Raw genomic sequence first — 15,027 nt, 5'->3', positions numbered from 1 at the left:
ATAAAACCGTCGCAGGCAATGAGAACGGCCCGCCATAATCATGGGGGGGTGGTGCGATTCCTATGGTAACAGGTACGCCGCCTGTTCGTCCGGAATGTCTGTAACATAAAAAAACAATCGAAACAGAGGGAAAGCCGCGTCGATCATACTTTTTAATCGCAAGATAAATCAACACTTTCGACGCGGCTTATCCTTTTTTATTTGGGAAGGAGCATCCGTCTATGGAACAGGAAAATTTGCAGCCTGTTTGTACAATGAATCAGCAATCCGGTAAGATATCCCAGGTACTGACGATAGAGGGATGCAGGGTAAAAGTTAACTATCTTTCGTCACATCCGGGAAATGGAAAGGAAAATATACTTGGCAATATTCAAAAATCTTTGCTTGCCGCCTGTCAGCCGAAATGAGTGGGTCGGTATGTTTGCACAGATCCAACCAAGGTGCAATAATGATGGTGTACACTGCTCCTTGACAACTGAATATTGAAACGAGCCATATACATCATCTTTCAGATATTTGAATCGAGGTTATGTATATGGATAAAATCATAGATTCTGACGGTTCCCCAAAACGGGTATATTGTCTATACCGCGTATCGACTCTCGGTCAGGTGGAAAAGGACGACATTCCAATGCAGAAACAGCGCTGCCGCGAGTTCGCGGACACGCAGGGCTGGAAGATTATCAAAGAGTTTTCCGAGAAGGGCGTATCCGGATTCAAGGTATCCGCAAAGGACCGCGACGCCATTCAGCATATCCAGCAGGACGCGGTCGCCAAAAAGTTTGACATTCTGCTGGTGTTCATGTTTGACCGCCTTGGACGGCGCGACGACGAAACGCCCTTTGTGGTCGAATGGTTTGTAAAGAACGGCGTTGAAGTCTGGAGTGCAATGGAAGGTCAACAGCGATTTGATTCCCACGTGGACAAGCTGATGAACTACATCCGTTACTGGCAAGCCTCCGGTGAAAGTCTGAAGACTTCCGTTCGTGTCAAGACGAGGCTGGGTCAGCTTACCGAGGAAGGATTATACACCGGCGGTTCCATTCCATTCGGATACCGACTTGTAAAGCGAGGCCGTGTCAACAAGCGCAATCGTGAGGTTTCCGATTTGGCCATCGATGAAAACGAAGCCGAAATCGTCCGCCTGATCTTCCATAAGTACGTTGACGAAGGATTCGGAGCACAGCGACTGTGCCGGTTTTTGCATGACAACGGTATCAAAAGCAGAGACGGCAAAGGGTTCCCCAACACGAGCCTGAACCGCATCATCAAAAATGTCATGTACACGGGCATTCTTAAAAACGGCGACAGCCAATCACAGTACATCGACGGGCTGCGGATTATAGACGACGATGTGTTTGTTCACGCGCAAGATATTATGCGGCAGAGGACCCAGCCCCACAGTTCGATTCCGCTCAACTGCAAAGGAAAGTCTCTGCTGGTAGGAAATATCTTCTGTGCCCACTGCGGCAACCGGCTGACGCTGACAACCAGCGGGAGAAAGAAAAAGATGCCGGACGGTAGCGTCCAGAAAGAAATCCGGATGAGGTATCAATGTCACTACAAGGTTCGGCATCCCGGGGGATGCGATGGGCAGTCCGGCTATTCCGTAAAGAAGGTCGATGCGATTGTCGATCAGCTCATCCGCATGAAATTCTCTGAAATCACGGCGGCTTCGGAATCAGAGATACTCTCCGGCCAACATGAGAAAGATATTGAACTTGCAAAGTCAAAATACGAAATGGCAAAAACACATCTGCTAAACAAGCAGAATGAGCTTGATGATTATAAAAGCGAAACTCTCAAAGTCATTCGCGGTGAGAGCAGGATGAGCGTCGATCTGCTGAACACAATGGTAGTGGAAACCGAAGCACAGATCAAAGACGCCCAGTCCACTTTGGATGCGGCAGACATGGAATTGAAAACCTTGCTCGCAACCTCGGAAAACCGAAAGCGCGAGTATGACCGGTTGCTGAGCTGGGCGGACCTGTACGACAAAAGCTCTTTCGCAGCAAAGAAAATGATTGTGTCGCAGTTTATCAAGTCTGTCCGCGTCGGCAGGGACTACAATATTGAAGTGGACTTCAACGTCTCGTTTGACGAGTTTCAAAGTTACTGCGGCGTGAAAGCCAAAGAAAGCGTAGAGGCCGAAGATACGGCACTTGCACTTGTACGCACAGCATGAGAGTAAAAAATGAGGAAATCCTTTTAACAGATTTCCTCATACATGGTGGACCTGAACGGGATCGAACCGTCGACCTCTCGGATGCGAACCGAACGCTCTCCCAGCTGAGCTACAGGCCCAAATCTATGAAATTGTAAATTTGCTGGCAAAAATCTTTTTGGGCAGGTTCTTTAACGAAAACCGAACACTCCGCGCTCCCAGCTGAGCTACGAGCTCATGTACTAGAACCATTTAATCAATTTTGACGACGGTTAATATTATATCACGTTGTGGTTAATATTGCAACTGTTAATTTCACTTTTTTCTGGGGCTTTCGATGCAATTCCGCCCAATGCATCGCCAAAAAAGCTCCCGCCAATCGAAGGCAGGAGCGACGGTTAATTTTTCAGGTATAAAGCCGCAACCGGATCTCCGGAATAATCGGGAAGCAAGCTTGGAGCCCGTACGTTTTTATCGATATAATCCGATCCGATTCCGGTGGAAGAATAGATCAGTGCAAAGAGAGCGCCCGTTTGAATCCACAAAATCGTGACATCCGTCAGTCCGTGTACAAAAACAGCGGCGGCAGCGGCCGTCATCAGAATATTCATATCCATAAATATATGATTGCGGAAGCGCAGAAGCAAAAGCTTTGCCTGTACCCCGACGTAAATTCCAATGGCAGCTAATCCGGTCACTCCAAAATTAAGCAGAATGTCAAGAATAATATTATGACAATGGTAAGTTTTGTACCCGGAAAACTGCTGATAAATCATTTGATAGGCCATGGCGCCGCGCCCGAAAAACGGGTGCTGCTCAATCCCCTTTACAGAGGCCGTCCAAATGGATAGCCGTTGGGAAAACGTATGGTCGATTGCCTCCGCTCCTCTGGGTATCAACTGCGGAAAGACTGTTAGCAGCGCGACCAGTATTCCAACCGATAAAATAAATATCATGGCAACTTTGTTTTTCTTTTTCAAAAGCAGCATTAAAGTAACTGCCGAAAACATCGCGGTAAACGAAGAAAAACTCGCGGTAAGATACAAGCCGATAAAATTGAGCCCAATCACAGCAAAATAGAAAGCACTTAATTCAGAATTTGTATAAATACGGTAAAGAGCAATAAGCACAACAAATTCAATAATCATACCGTAATAATTTGTATTCGTAAATACAGATACCGGCCTGTAATCCGGAGCACTTGCAAATGAAGACGCTTTCTGATATAAAGCCACAAACAGACTGATGATACTCCCGACACAAATCAGATCCATCGCCTGATTGAAAATCGAGCGCGTCATGATACTGCGTATATACAGTGCGCAGCTTACAACCGCATAAATCAGGATGGAGTACGCCATTCCGATATAATTATCATAGATTGCCGCAACAAAAAATGTAATAATTAAAAATAGAAATAAAAATTTCGTATAAGGCGCTTCAAATGCGCGAACCCTTTTTTTACAGTTGACCATCGTCATCAGAGCAATGCCGACTACGATAATCATACTGAAATAAAACGGGGCAAAAATCGAGGCAGCCAGCAATAATACCAAAGACCGGTCAAAATCCGCACAGATCAGTTGAACCCGCTGAAAAAAGTCAAACCTGATGCTTTCTTTCACAGCTTGAATAATAGCGGTCATCTCCTTCTTTTAAAGTTTCCGCTTCCTCAAGACCACAATTGTCAATTATATCACATCGTAGATGCGAAACAAGATAAATAATGAATCGAAACGCTCCGTATGAATCACATCTATTTGTTAATTATAACGAAAAAGATGAACTGTTTTTTAAGTTTTTAACAATTTATTGGAAACATTCCATGAAACTGCCATTTTTATGATACGATAGTAGAAAACAAAACATAAAAAAGTGGGAAAATGAAATCATGATGATGGAAAACAACAATTCTTATTGTAAACGGTTTCACCCCGACTATTCATCCGGGCTGAATTCCGATCAGGTCGAATCTCAGCGGACTCACGGACTTGCAAACGGCGAAGAAGAATCCGGGACCCGCAGTGTGGGTCAGATTATTCGCAGCAATCTGATCACACCCTTTAACATTTTGAATCTTGCGCTCGCATCGCTGATTATCATGGTCGGGTCTTATAAGAATCTGCTTTTTCTCGGTGTAATTGTCTGCAATACACTGATCGGCACCATACAGGAAATCAGAGCAAAAAAAATGATTGACCGTCTGTCGCTCATTACCGCGCCGAAGGCTCATGTAATCCGCGACGGCAAAGAAAACGAAATTCCGGTTTCTGAACTTGTTCTTGACGACGTCCTGCTTCTTTCAACAGGCAACCAGGTCTGCGCGGACTGCATTATTCTGAACGGTGACTGTGAAGCCGACGAATCACTGATTACCGGCGAGTCCGACCCTGTGTCAAAGAAAAACGGCGACAGCCTGCTGAGCGGTAGCTTTCTGGTCGGCGGCAGCTGCAGGGCGCAGGTGGAGCATATTGGAAAAGAAAATTACGCTTCTCAGATTGCGGGAAGCGTTCGCTATTTGAAAAAGCCGAATTCGGAAATTATGACATGGACCAACCGCATCATCAAAATCACGGGTTTTGCCATTCTTCCGATCGGCGTTCTGATGTTCTACAAGCAGATGGCCGTTTCCGGTCAGGCGCTCCGACCCGCCGTGGTCGGAACGGTTGCCGCCCTGATCGGAATGATTCCGGAGGGGCTGGTGCTGCTGACCAGCGTCGTGCTGGCCGTCGGGGTGCTCAGGCTGTCGCGGCATAAGGCGCTGGTTCAGGAACTGTACTCGATTGAAACACTCGCTCACGTGGATACCCTCTGTCTGGACAAAACCGGTACGCTGACACAGGGGACCCTTCAGGCTGAGGCCGTCGTACCGCTAAGCGACATCACAAAGGAACAGGCCGAGGAAGCGCTTTCGTCGCTTGCAAACGCCATGGACGACAACTCGCCGACCATGACCGCCATTCGGGAAATTATGCCGCAGCCCCCGGGCTGGACCTGCACCGGCAAAATCGCGTTTTCCTCCGCTCGGAAATGGAGCGGCGCGTGTTTTCAGGAAAAAGGAAGCTTTGTTCTCGGCGCGGGGCAATTTATCTTGAAAGATCAGTTTGAAACAATCAGGCCCCAGGTGGAAAAATACGCGAACCGCGGCAAGCGTGTCCTTCTGCTGGCTCATTCCGGCAATCCTCTTGGCGATCATGACCTGCCGGAAGGTCTCACGCCGATGCTTCTCGTTCTGCTCAGCGACAGAATCCGGCCGGGCGTGCGGGAAGCTCTCTCCTATTTTGCGGACCAGGGCGTCGAGCTGAAAGTGATTTCGGGGGACGACGTCAGAACGGCGGCAAGCATCGCCGGAAAAGCCGGACTGAAAAGCTCCGATCGCTGCGTGGACGCATCCCAGCTGAAAAGCGAGGAGGAATTAAAGGAAGCCGCCGAGCGTTTCACGGTTTTCGGAAGGGTGACCCCGCAGCAGAAACTGACCTTAATCCAGGCATTGAAAGAAAAAGAGCATACCGTAGCCATGACGGGAGACGGTGTGAACGACGTCCCCGCCCTGAAAGAGAGCGACTGCAGCGTCGCAATGGCGTCCGGAAGCGACGCCGCGCGCACCGTTTCCCAGATTGTCCTGATGGATTCCGATTTCTCCTCCATGCCCCGCATCGTCGCGGAAGGCCGCCGCTGCATCAACAACCTGCAACGATCGGCGTCCCTGTTTCTTGTCAAAGCCATCTTTTCCGCCGCCATCGCGGTATTCTTCCTGTTTCTGGCATCCGCTTATCCGTTTCAGCCGATTCAGTTTACGCTGATCAATGCCGTTTCAATCGGAACGCCGTCTTTCCTCCTCGCGCTGGAGCCGAACCGGGACCGCCTGCACGGAAGTTTTATCGGGAATGTAATGAAACAATCTCTGCCCGGTGCGGTAACGATGACACTTAATATCCTGCTTCTTGTCTCCCTCTCTTCGTACCTCGGGTTTTCCGCGGCGGAACAGTCCACGCTCGCCGTTCTGATTACCGGTTACACCGGGCTTTTAATCCTGTTTAAAGTCTGCCTTCCGTTTAATACGGCCAGAGCGCTTCTCTTTGCTTCCATGACCGCCGCTTTCATTCTGGCGCTGGTCTTCTTCCCTGCCGTATTTGAAGTAACCGCCCCTACAGTTCCGATGCTGCTGATTCTGGTGCCCATGTTCTTATTCTCCGCCAGCGCCATGGCGGTCGTCTACCATTTCATCGAACGGATTCTGCTTCGTAATTGACGGGTTACTTCAATCCTATTTTACGAAAGAAAGAATCACTGGAAATTCCGGTCGGCCTGATATACCGCCCAAGCCCGAAAAGGCAGTCCGGGTCTCGCGTGATATAATTCATTTTTTTCATGCAGTTCATGCTTGCCTGGAATCCGATTTCATGTAAAACCGGAATCGACTCCTTACTGACGGCCCCGAACGGATAAACAAAAGCGGCAGGCGTATAGCCGGTGTTTTCTTTCATTTCCCGCTGCATTTTTTCCAGGTCCTGCTTTAGTACAGACTGATAGTCCGAAGCGCTCTCCTTTTTTAATTTCAAGGCTCCGTACCTCTTTTGGGTCGAATGCAGGTTATAGGAGTGATTCTGAAATTCGACCAGGCCGGAACGCATCATTTCGTCAATTTCCCCCCAGGTCAGATAAGAGTAGTTCGCATGGTCCGCATCGCCGCCGGTATACAAATCCGTGTAATAACCGACCGGCGATATTATGATCTTTGCCTGATATTTTTTTGCAATCGGATAGGCATAGTAATAATTATTGTAGAACCCGTCGTCAAAGGTTATCATGACGGGTTTCTCCGGTAAAGGAACCTGCCGCTTCACATAGTCCAGAAGATCCTGAACCACAACCGTTTGATAACCGTTCTTTTTCAGCCATGCAAGGTCGCTCTCCAGGGTATCGGGAGATACGGTATAGTTCCCCTGCCTGCGCGACTCGCGCAAAATACTGTGGTACATAATGATGGGAAGCGGTATGCCGCGGTCAGCTCCCGCTTGCTGAACCGCCGCAACGGCTCCGCCGCAGAAACCTGATACAAGCAGTACTGCAATCGCGATAAAAAAGAAAGTACCTGTGAATTTTCACCGACAAAAACATAAAAACCCGCCTCCGTTTAATATATGGAGGCAGGCAGGCGGATATCACAAATTTCACTATTAAGCCCTTACCTCGGCAAAGCGATGCGGTAAACAACAAAATAATGAAAAACGCTTCCCGCAAGGACAAACAGATGCCAGACGGAGTGGATGTACTTTCTCTTTTTTCCGATTCCGTAAAGAACGGCGCCGACCGTGTAAAAGACTCCGCCGACGATCAGGTTCCTTACCGAGCCGGCATCAAGGACGGCAATCAAAGGCTTAAAAAAGAAAATGACCACCCACCCCAGGCCAAGATAGCAGCACATGGAAAAGACCCGGAACCGCTGAACGCTGATTGCATTCAAAACAATTCCCACCACAGAAACACCCCAGACGATATCGAACAGGACCCAGCCGGTCGCACCGCCGAAACAAAGCAGGGAAACGGGCGTGTAGGTACCCGCGATCAGTAAAAAAATAGTACAGTGGTCCAGAATCCGCAGGACTTTTTCCCCCGGCATATGCCCATGCCGTGATACAGGGTCGATACCAGATACAGCAGAATCATGGTGCCGCCGAATATGGAAACGCTGATCAGGGTAACCGCGTCCTGTCTGCATTTGGCCAACAGCAAAATCAGCCCGGCTATGGCAAACAATACCCCAAGGCCGTGCGTGACCGCGTTGAGAACCTCTTCCAGAGCGGTATAGCTCGGCAGCTGAAGTTCTTCTCTGCTCAATTTACATCTCGTTTGTCCCGCGTTCTTTTCCATGTTATATCGCATCCCGTCACATATAGTATTGATTACTATATGTTATAGTTTACATCAACATTTAACGCCTGTCAAGGCATTCCAATCCTTCCAGCTGAAACGATGGAATAAAATCTTTTCTCGCCGACTTTTGCTCTTGAACATAACCGTCCAAGTTCAGCGAGAAAAGGTGATCCTGAACCTTTTCGTATTCCCTCCGCGTGATCCGCCGGTTCAGTTCCGGAATCCGCTCCGCTTTGCCGCAGGGCACATACTGGGCCATCAGGCTGACGGGGACCCCCGGTAGATTCGCCGCGAGCCAATCCAGCACGGCGATGGAGTCCCGTGTGTGGCCCGGCAGCATCAGGTGGCGCACCAGCGTCCCTTTCCGCATCATCCCGTTTTCATCGTAAACAGCCGGACCGGTCTGCCGCTCCATTTCCAGTACGGCGGCGCGCGAAACCCACACATAATCTTCCGCCCCGGAAAGGCGTCCGGCCAGTTCCCCGTCGGCATATTTCAGGTCGGGCAGATAGATATCCACCAAACCCTCCAACATCCGAAGCGTTTCACTTGTCTCATATCCGCCGCAGTTGTAGACAACCGGAACCGGCGGCTTCCACAAAGCCAGCGCCTGAACCACAGCCGGCACAAAGTGCGTTGCCGTGACAAGATTGATATTGTGGGCGCCCTGGGACACCAGACGATGAAACACGTCCGACAGCTCCTGCGGGGTCAGTATTCTGCCCGTCCGCCGCTCCGTGCTGATCTGGTAATTCTGGCAGAAAACGCATTGAAGCGAACAGCCCGTAAAAAACACGGCGCCGGAGCCGCGCGTTCCGCTCAGGCATGGTTCCTCCCAGAAATGAAGCGCGGCGCGGGCCACCACCGGGTCCGCCCCCATGCGGCAGAATCCATTCCCCTCCCGCGCTTCGCGCAGCGCGCCGCAGCGCCGCGGGCAGAGCGCACAGTGCTCAATCCGCATTGTCGCCCTCCCCTCTCAAGGCGAGAAACGCGGAAAGGCCGCCGCGTTTTCCTTTGGTCGCCCGATGGGAAAACAGGAGGTCGGAATGACACTGTGTGCACAGACCGGAAACAGCGATATTCTGTTCCGGCACGCCGGCACGCACCAGAGCACGCCGATTTGCCTCCCACAGATCGATATGATATTTTCCGCCGCCGTCCTTATGAATCCATTCATCCGGTGAAAGATCCGTCATCCGCGAAAAGACCTCATAGACCGGGGAGTCAACTTCGAAGCAGCAGGGGCCGATCGACGGCCCGATAACACAGACCAGGTCCCGCGCAATGCTGCCGAATTCCCGGGACAGCGCCCGGACCGTTTCCGCGCCGATGCGTGCGGCTGTGCCGCGCCAGCCGGCGTGTGAAAGGCCGACCGCTTTATGAACGGGGTCCGCAAAGAAAAGGGGCACACAGTCCGCGTAGTGCGTGACCAGCGTTACTCCGGCTTCGTTCGTAATCAGGCCGTCCACGCCCGCGGGCTTCGGTTTATTAAACCCTTCCCCGCAGTTTTCACGTCCGACCCGGCGGATCACGGTTTTGTGCACCTGTGAGGACGAAACCAGCGAGCCCTCGTCAAAGCCTGCCGCCGCGCAGATGCGCCGGTAGTTCTCCGTCACGTTTTCGTCGGGGTCTCCCCTGCCGAACGCCAGATTGAGAGAAGAAAATTCATTCCGGCTGACTCCGCCGATCCGCGTGGAAAACGCGTGCGCCACAAATGGCAGAGCTTCCAGTGCCCGAAACGTCAGGAATTCAACCCCGTTTCTTCGATTCAGTTTTACCTGCTTTCCCTGTAATATCATAAAAAGCCTCCGATTTTTTCTGTGACTCCGATTGTAACACACAACGCCGACGAGTACAACGAGAAACCTGTTTAGCGGTTTTTTAGACAAAAAAAGAGAGCTTATTCGCTCTCTTTTGGCGTCTCCGGGTTCCGCGCCTCTACGGGATTTTTCGGTTCTTCCTGAAACGGCAGAACCGCTTTTTTTACAATCATGCCTTCATATTTCAATTTAAACTGGACCCTGCCGTAAAACCGGTGCCCGCAGTGCTTGCAGATAAACGGGGCGCGGAAGCTTTTATTGCGAAGCTGCCATTTGCCGGACCGCCGGGCGCGCCTGCCGCACAAATCGCAGCAAAAGGCCAAGTCCGACGCTTTAATCTGCGGATGGTTCAGGTCGCAGACCGTCACCGTCCGAAATTCCATGCGGTTATAGAATTCCTCGCTTTCGGCATCCTGCAGGAAGGGCTTCAGCTTTTCGGGGTTATAAAGTCTCTGAAAGCAGCGCAGCGACAGCATACTGTCAGCCAGGGCCCTGTGATGGTCCAAATCGCTGTCGTCGATTTCCAACAGCTGCGCGGCCGTTGAAAGGCCCATCTGTTTGGTCCGGTCATAGGAAAGGCAGCGTTCGCAGTAAGCCTGCAGATCGACATACCGTTTCAGGAACGGAATCCGCCTGCTGCCGCAGAAATAGCGGTAATTTTCAATCAGCGCCAGAATGTCGGAAGTCCCCCACGTCATCACAACGGCGTCGCCCGTCCAGCGCCGGAAGCGGCTGACAACCTGCAGAAACTGCGGACCGTCGGCCAAATCCTCGTTTGTGATGCTGGTCAGATCGCTGATTTTTCCGCTGATCTTTTTTCCGACCTGAGGCCGAATAAACATTTCGAACGTGTCTAGGATATGAAATCCCTCATCCACCTTTACCGCGCCGCACTCGATAATCTCATTCATAAAGCCCTTGAGCCGCCTGCTGTAAGCACCGTTCCACTCCAGGTCCAAAATGACGAATTTCATTATTTTTTCCTGGCGGCCTGTTTCATCCGTAGTTCCTTGCTCAGAATCATTTTACGCATCCGGATGCTGCTCGGCGTTACTTCGACCAGTTCGTCGGCGCAGATGAATTCAATACACTGTTCCAGGCTCATGGTGCTGGGCGGCGTCAGTTTCAGCGCTTCGTCGGAACCGGAAGCGCGGGTGTTGGTCGCGTGTTTCTTCTTGCAGATATTGACGACGATGTCGTCCGACTTCGGGCTGACCCCGACGATCATCCCCTCGTAAACCTCCACGCCGGGCCCGATAAAGAGCCTGCCGCGGTCCTGCGCGGCGAAAAGGCCGTACCCTGTGGATTCTCCTGTCTCATGGACAATCAGCGAGCCCTGCGCGCGCTGGATGATTTCGCCTTTATACGGCTCATAGCTGTCAAATACGCTGTTCATGATCCCGTTGCCGTTTGTATCCGTCAAAAACTCCTGCCGGTAACCCATCAGGCCGCGCGCCGGAATCTTGAATTCCAGATGGGTCGTGCCGTTCCCGCGGGCGCTCATGTTGACAAGCTCCGCTTTGCGCGTGCCGAGCTTTTCCATAACCGCGCCGACATAATTATCCGGAACCTCGATCATCAGAAGTTCAATCGGTTCGCACCTCTTGCCGTTGATCTCCTTATAAATCACCTGCGGCCCCGTCACCTGAAACTCAAAATTCTGGCGTCGCATTTCCTCAATCAAAATAGACAGGTGCAGTTCTCCGCGGCCGGAAACCTTGAACGTATCGGGAGAATCCGTCTCCTCGACGCGCATCGCGACGTTCGTCTCCACTTCCTTGAACAGCCGGTCGCGCAGGTTTCGCGAAGTGACGTATTTGCCTTCTCTTCCCGCAAACGGGCTGTTGTTGACCATAAACATCATGGAAACGGTCGGTTCGTCGATTTTGACAAACGGAAGCGGCTCGACCCGGTCGGGCGAGCAGATGGTCTCCCCGATGTTCAGTCCCGTGATGCCCGAAACGGCAACGAGGTCGCCCAGCTGCGCTTCTTCCACCTCACGGCGTTTGAGGCCCTCAAACTGATACAGCTTTGTAATTTTTACATTGGCGGTTGTCCCGTCGCGGTGGCAGAGGACGGCGCTGTCGCCCATGTGCAGATGTCCGCGCTCCACGCGGCCGATGCCGATCCGACCGACGTAATCGTCGTAGTCGATATTGGAAAACAGGACCTGCATCGGGCCTTCCGCATCTCCCGACGGCGCGGGAATGTTTTTCAGGATGGCGTCGAACAGGGGCTTCATGTCCCCCTCGCGGACATTCGGATCCTCCGAGGAGTAACCGTCGCGGGCGGAGGCGTATACTACGGGAAATTCCAGCTGATCTTCATTCGCGCCGAGTTCAATAAACAGGTCGAGTACTTCGTCGACCACTTCTTCCGGCCTTGCGCCGGGGCGGTCGATTTTATTGAGAACAACCAGCGGCTTTTTGCCAAGTCCCAGCGCTTTCTTCAGCACAAAGCGGGTCTGCGGCATGCACCCCTCGAACGCGTCCACCAGCAAAAGCACGCCGTCCACCATCATCAGAATCCGCTCCACCTCCCCACCGAAATCGGCGTGGCCGGGAGTATCCACAATATTGATCTTGACGTCGTTGTACATCACGGCTGTATTTTTGGCAAGTATCGTAATGCCGCGTTCACGCTCCAGGTCATTGGAATCCATAACCCGCTCGCTGACTACTTCGTTCGCACGAAAAACTCCGCTCTGCTTTAGCAGCTGGTCCACCAGCGTCGTCTTTCCGTGGTCGACGTGAGCAATAATCGCGACGTTTCTGACATTGTTTCTTACATCCATCGATTTCCCTCTTCTTTCAAATTCGCAAACATTATTATTATACCATGTCCCGCAGGATTTGTGAACAACGAACCAAAATATTGCAGCCGTTCCCCAAAAAAGCCGCCGCGGAAGTTCCGCGGCGGCTTTTCTCTAAAAAGAATTGGAGCGAACGACGAGGCTCGAACTCGCTACCTCCACCTTGGCAAGGTGGCGCTCTACCAGATGAGCTACGTTCGCAACACCCTGAGTGCAAGTGCTATTATATCCAATACCTTTTGATTTGTCAAGCCGGAAACAGAAAAAAATCCGCATACATTCAAGGTTCCCTATTTCGCGGGGTTATGCTATAATTACGGTTGAAATAAAAATCAGGTAGGGATGAAATGAGTTATACGGTAAATTTGGGAGCATGGAATTCGGTATTCGCAGTCCCCTGTTCCGTCGTTGATAAATATCTGAAGCTGGCCGGATCGGTTCAGCTTAAGGTCCTCCTATGGATTCTGCGCCACGCGGGGGATCCGTTTGAAGCGCGGGACGTCGCGGCGGCTTTGGGAATCGACCGGGCGGACGTTGGCGACGCGCTGCTCTACTGGCAGGAGGCCGGCCTTTTCCCCGCGGACCAGCAAACGAAGCCCGAAACCGAGCCGCCGGACGCAAAGGCTCCGGAAAAGCCGGAGCAGCCGCCCGCCGAGCCCCATTCCCCGGGCACCGCCCGCCGGGTTCTTTCCCGCCCGCAGAAGCCGGACAGCGAATTCGTCGCAAAACGGGTCGAAGAGTCCACGGAGATTTCGTGCCTGATGCAGTCTGCCCAGCAGGTTCTGGGGCGTCTGATTTCCGGCGGGGAATCCGCGACGCTTCTGATGATTCACGACGAGTTCGGCCTGCCCAGCGATGTGATTATCATGCTGCTGCAATACACCGCGAGCATCAGCAAAGCGAACATGCGGTACATAGAAAAAATGGCGATGAACTGGGCCGATGAAGAAATCAACACCCATGAAAAGGCGGAGGAAAAGCTCCGCCGGCTGACCGAATGCCGCCAGGCCTGGCGGAAAGTCGAGCAGGCCGTCGGGATACCCCACCGCGCGCCTTCCACAAAGGAAGAAGCGTTTGCGGACCTCTGGGTTACGCAGTGGAAGTTCAGCGCCGACATGATCCGTGAGGCCTACGACAGGGCCGTGGACGCGACCGGAAAATTCAGCGCGAGCTATATGAACCGGATTCTGGAACGCTGGAAAAAGGCCAATATTTCCACCGTGCTGCAGGCGGAACGCGAAAAAATGGAGCGGGCGGCTGCACGAAAGGGCGGCAAGAGCAGCTCCCTCTCCCAGGATCTGGATGACTTTGAACGTTCGGGCGTATTTGACAATTTTGACAGGAAGTGATTCTGACGGGATATGATCGGGAAGTATACGAAGCCGCCGGCCGGGTTCTGCGGGAACGCCGCCGGACCGCCGAATCTCAGGCCGAGAAACGCAGGGCCGTTTTTTACAGCGTCTGCCCGGAGGCAGAAGAACTGGAGCGCCGCCTTGCAAAAACGGCGGTCCTCGCCGCCAAGGCCGTTTTGAGCGGCAAGAATGCGAAAGATCAGCTGGAACGCCTTCATGAGGAAAACCGTTCGCTTCGGTCCCGGATTTCCGATCTGCTCCGGTCGGTAAACATGAAAGCGGAAGATCTGGAGCCGATTTATCACTGCGAAAAGTGCAGGGATACGGGTTACGTGGACGGCCGGATGTGTTCCTGCCTGAAAACTCTGTTGAAAGAAGAAGCCTACAACAGGCTTAACGCCCTGACTCCCCTTTCCCTTTCCACCTTCGAGGGATTTTCTCTGGACTACTATCCGGATCAGCCGGAGCACGGTTCCGGACGGTCCCCCAGAAGCGCGATGCGCGAGATTCTGCAAAACTGCAGAAAATACGCAGAAACTTTTTCGATTGCTTCCTCCCAGAACCTGATTATGCAGGGCGCAACCGGGCTGGGCAAGACCCACCTGTCGCTCGCCGTTGCGAACGAAGTGCTGCGAAAAGGATACGGCGTTGTTTACTGCTCCGTAAACAACCTGATTTCCCGTCTGGAAAACGAGCACTTCGGCCGGGAAGAAACCGGAGACACCGGAAGTCTGCTGGAATCGTGCGATCTGCTGATCCTCGACGACCTGGGGACGGAATTCCGCAGCTCGTTTTCCGTTGCGGCCATCTACAATATTGTCAACACGCGGCTGCTGCTGCGCCGCCCCACTATTATCAGCACCAACTTATCCATGCGGGAGCTTCAGGACCGCTATTCCGACCGGTTCGCCTCGCGAATCGCGGGAAATTACGTCAGGCTGATGTTCCTCGGCCACGATAACCGCATGCAGAAGCTTTTATACCAGCACACAAAAAAATGAG

11 protein-coding genes, 2 tRNA genes and 1 pseudogene are annotated in these 15,027 nt (G+C 52.1%); 5 read left to right on the top strand and 9 right to left on the bottom strand.

Going from position 1 to position 15,027, the window contains the following annotated elements; genetic code table 11:
* Positions 1 to 221: 221 nt before the first annotated feature.
* Both HCR03_RS19220 and HCR03_RS19215 read left to right on the top strand, forming a co-directional pair.
* The gene (locus tag HCR03_RS19220) at positions 222 to 407 is read left to right on the top strand and encodes a hypothetical protein (protein ID WP_187035952.1); all 186 of its coding nucleotides are present in this window, start codon (positions 222 to 224) and stop codon (positions 405 to 407) included.
* A 128-nt stretch (positions 408 to 535) separates the two neighbouring features.
* Positions 536 to 2,185: a recombinase family protein gene (locus tag HCR03_RS19215; protein ID WP_187035949.1), complete on the top strand. Its 1,650-nt coding sequence runs from the start codon at positions 536 to 538 to the stop codon at positions 2,183 to 2,185.
* Between the two features lie 43 nt (positions 2,186 to 2,228).
* Here HCR03_RS19215 and HCR03_RS19210 read toward each other — a convergent pair.
* Together HCR03_RS19210 and HCR03_RS19205 are read right to left on the bottom strand one after the other, a co-directional pair.
* A tRNA-Ala gene (locus tag HCR03_RS19210) sits at positions 2,229 to 2,304 on the bottom strand.
* Positions 2,305 to 2,562: 258 nt separating this feature from the next.
* Positions 2,563 to 3,810 carry an O-antigen ligase family protein gene (locus HCR03_RS19205; protein WP_187035947.1) on the bottom strand — a complete coding sequence of 416 codons (1,248 nt, stop codon included), beginning with the start codon at positions 3,808 to 3,810 and terminating at the stop codon, positions 2,563 to 2,565.
* A gap of 245 nt (positions 3,811 to 4,055) precedes the next feature.
* On the opposite strand from HCR03_RS19205, the gene HCR03_RS19200 reads away from it, so the two are divergent.
* On the top strand, positions 4,056 to 6,416 hold the full coding sequence (locus HCR03_RS19200; RefSeq protein ID WP_139104006.1) for an HAD-IC family P-type ATPase: 2,361 nt from the start codon (positions 4,056 to 4,058) through the stop codon (positions 6,414 to 6,416).
* A 4-nt stretch (positions 6,417 to 6,420) separates the two neighbouring features.
* Here the strand turns inward: HCR03_RS19200 and HCR03_RS19195 are convergent, their stop codons facing one another.
* The 7 genes and pseudogenes from HCR03_RS19195 to HCR03_RS19165 form a co-directional block, all read right to left on the bottom strand.
* The gene (locus HCR03_RS19195; protein WP_187035945.1) at positions 6,421 to 7,146 is read right to left on the bottom strand and encodes a polysaccharide deacetylase family protein; all 726 of its coding nucleotides are present in this window, start codon (positions 7,144 to 7,146) and stop codon (positions 6,421 to 6,423) included.
* Between the two features lie 206 nt (positions 7,147 to 7,352).
* Positions 7,353 to 8,038: pseudogene (gene trhA, locus HCR03_RS19190) on the bottom strand (PAQR family membrane homeostasis protein TrhA).
* A gap of 61 nt (positions 8,039 to 8,099) precedes the next feature.
* Complete coding sequence (locus tag HCR03_RS19185) at positions 8,100 to 9,002, bottom strand: radical SAM protein (RefSeq protein ID WP_187035943.1); 903 nt, start codon at positions 9,000 to 9,002, stop codon at positions 8,100 to 8,102.
* Complete coding sequence (gene pgeF / locus HCR03_RS19180) at positions 8,992 to 9,840, bottom strand: peptidoglycan editing factor PgeF (protein ID WP_187035941.1); 849 nt, start codon at positions 9,838 to 9,840, stop codon at positions 8,992 to 8,994. The genes HCR03_RS19185 and pgeF overlap by 11 nt, the downstream gene beginning before the upstream one ends.
* Positions 9,841 to 9,941: 101 nt before the next feature.
* Positions 9,942 to 10,835 (bottom strand): 3'-5' exonuclease, encoded by an 894-nt coding sequence (locus HCR03_RS19175; RefSeq protein WP_187035938.1) that lies wholly within the window; start codon positions 10,833 to 10,835, stop codon positions 9,942 to 9,944.
* A complete protein-coding gene (typA, locus tag HCR03_RS19170) occupies positions 10,835 to 12,655 on the bottom strand; it encodes a translational GTPase TypA (RefSeq protein WP_066643568.1) in 1,821 nt (606 codons plus the stop codon). The genes HCR03_RS19175 and typA overlap by 1 nt, the downstream gene beginning before the upstream one ends.
* Positions 12,656 to 12,798: 143 nt before the next feature.
* A tRNA-Gly gene (locus HCR03_RS19165) sits at positions 12,799 to 12,874 on the bottom strand.
* Between the two features lie 146 nt (positions 12,875 to 13,020).
* On the opposite strand from HCR03_RS19165, the gene HCR03_RS19160 reads away from it, so the two are divergent.
* Together HCR03_RS19160 and HCR03_RS19155 are read left to right on the top strand one after the other, a co-directional pair.
* Positions 13,021 to 14,022: a DnaD domain protein gene (locus HCR03_RS19160; protein WP_187035936.1), complete on the top strand. Its 1,002-nt coding sequence runs from the start codon at positions 13,021 to 13,023 to the stop codon at positions 14,020 to 14,022.
* Positions 14,019 to 15,026 (top strand): ATP-binding protein, encoded by a 1,008-nt coding sequence (locus HCR03_RS19155; RefSeq protein ID WP_228725030.1) that lies wholly within the window; start codon positions 14,019 to 14,021, stop codon positions 15,024 to 15,026. The genes HCR03_RS19160 and HCR03_RS19155 overlap by 4 nt, the downstream gene beginning before the upstream one ends.
* Position 15,027: the final 1 nt, after the last annotated feature.

It is taken from the genome of Caproicibacter fermentans (genome assembly GCF_014303955.1).
Classification (GTDB): domain Bacteria; phylum Bacillota; class Clostridia; order Oscillospirales; family Acutalibacteraceae; genus Caproicibacter; species Caproicibacter fermentans.
Note: the sequence above shows the minus strand (reverse complement) of the source record. Positions and strands in the feature narration are given on the sequence as shown.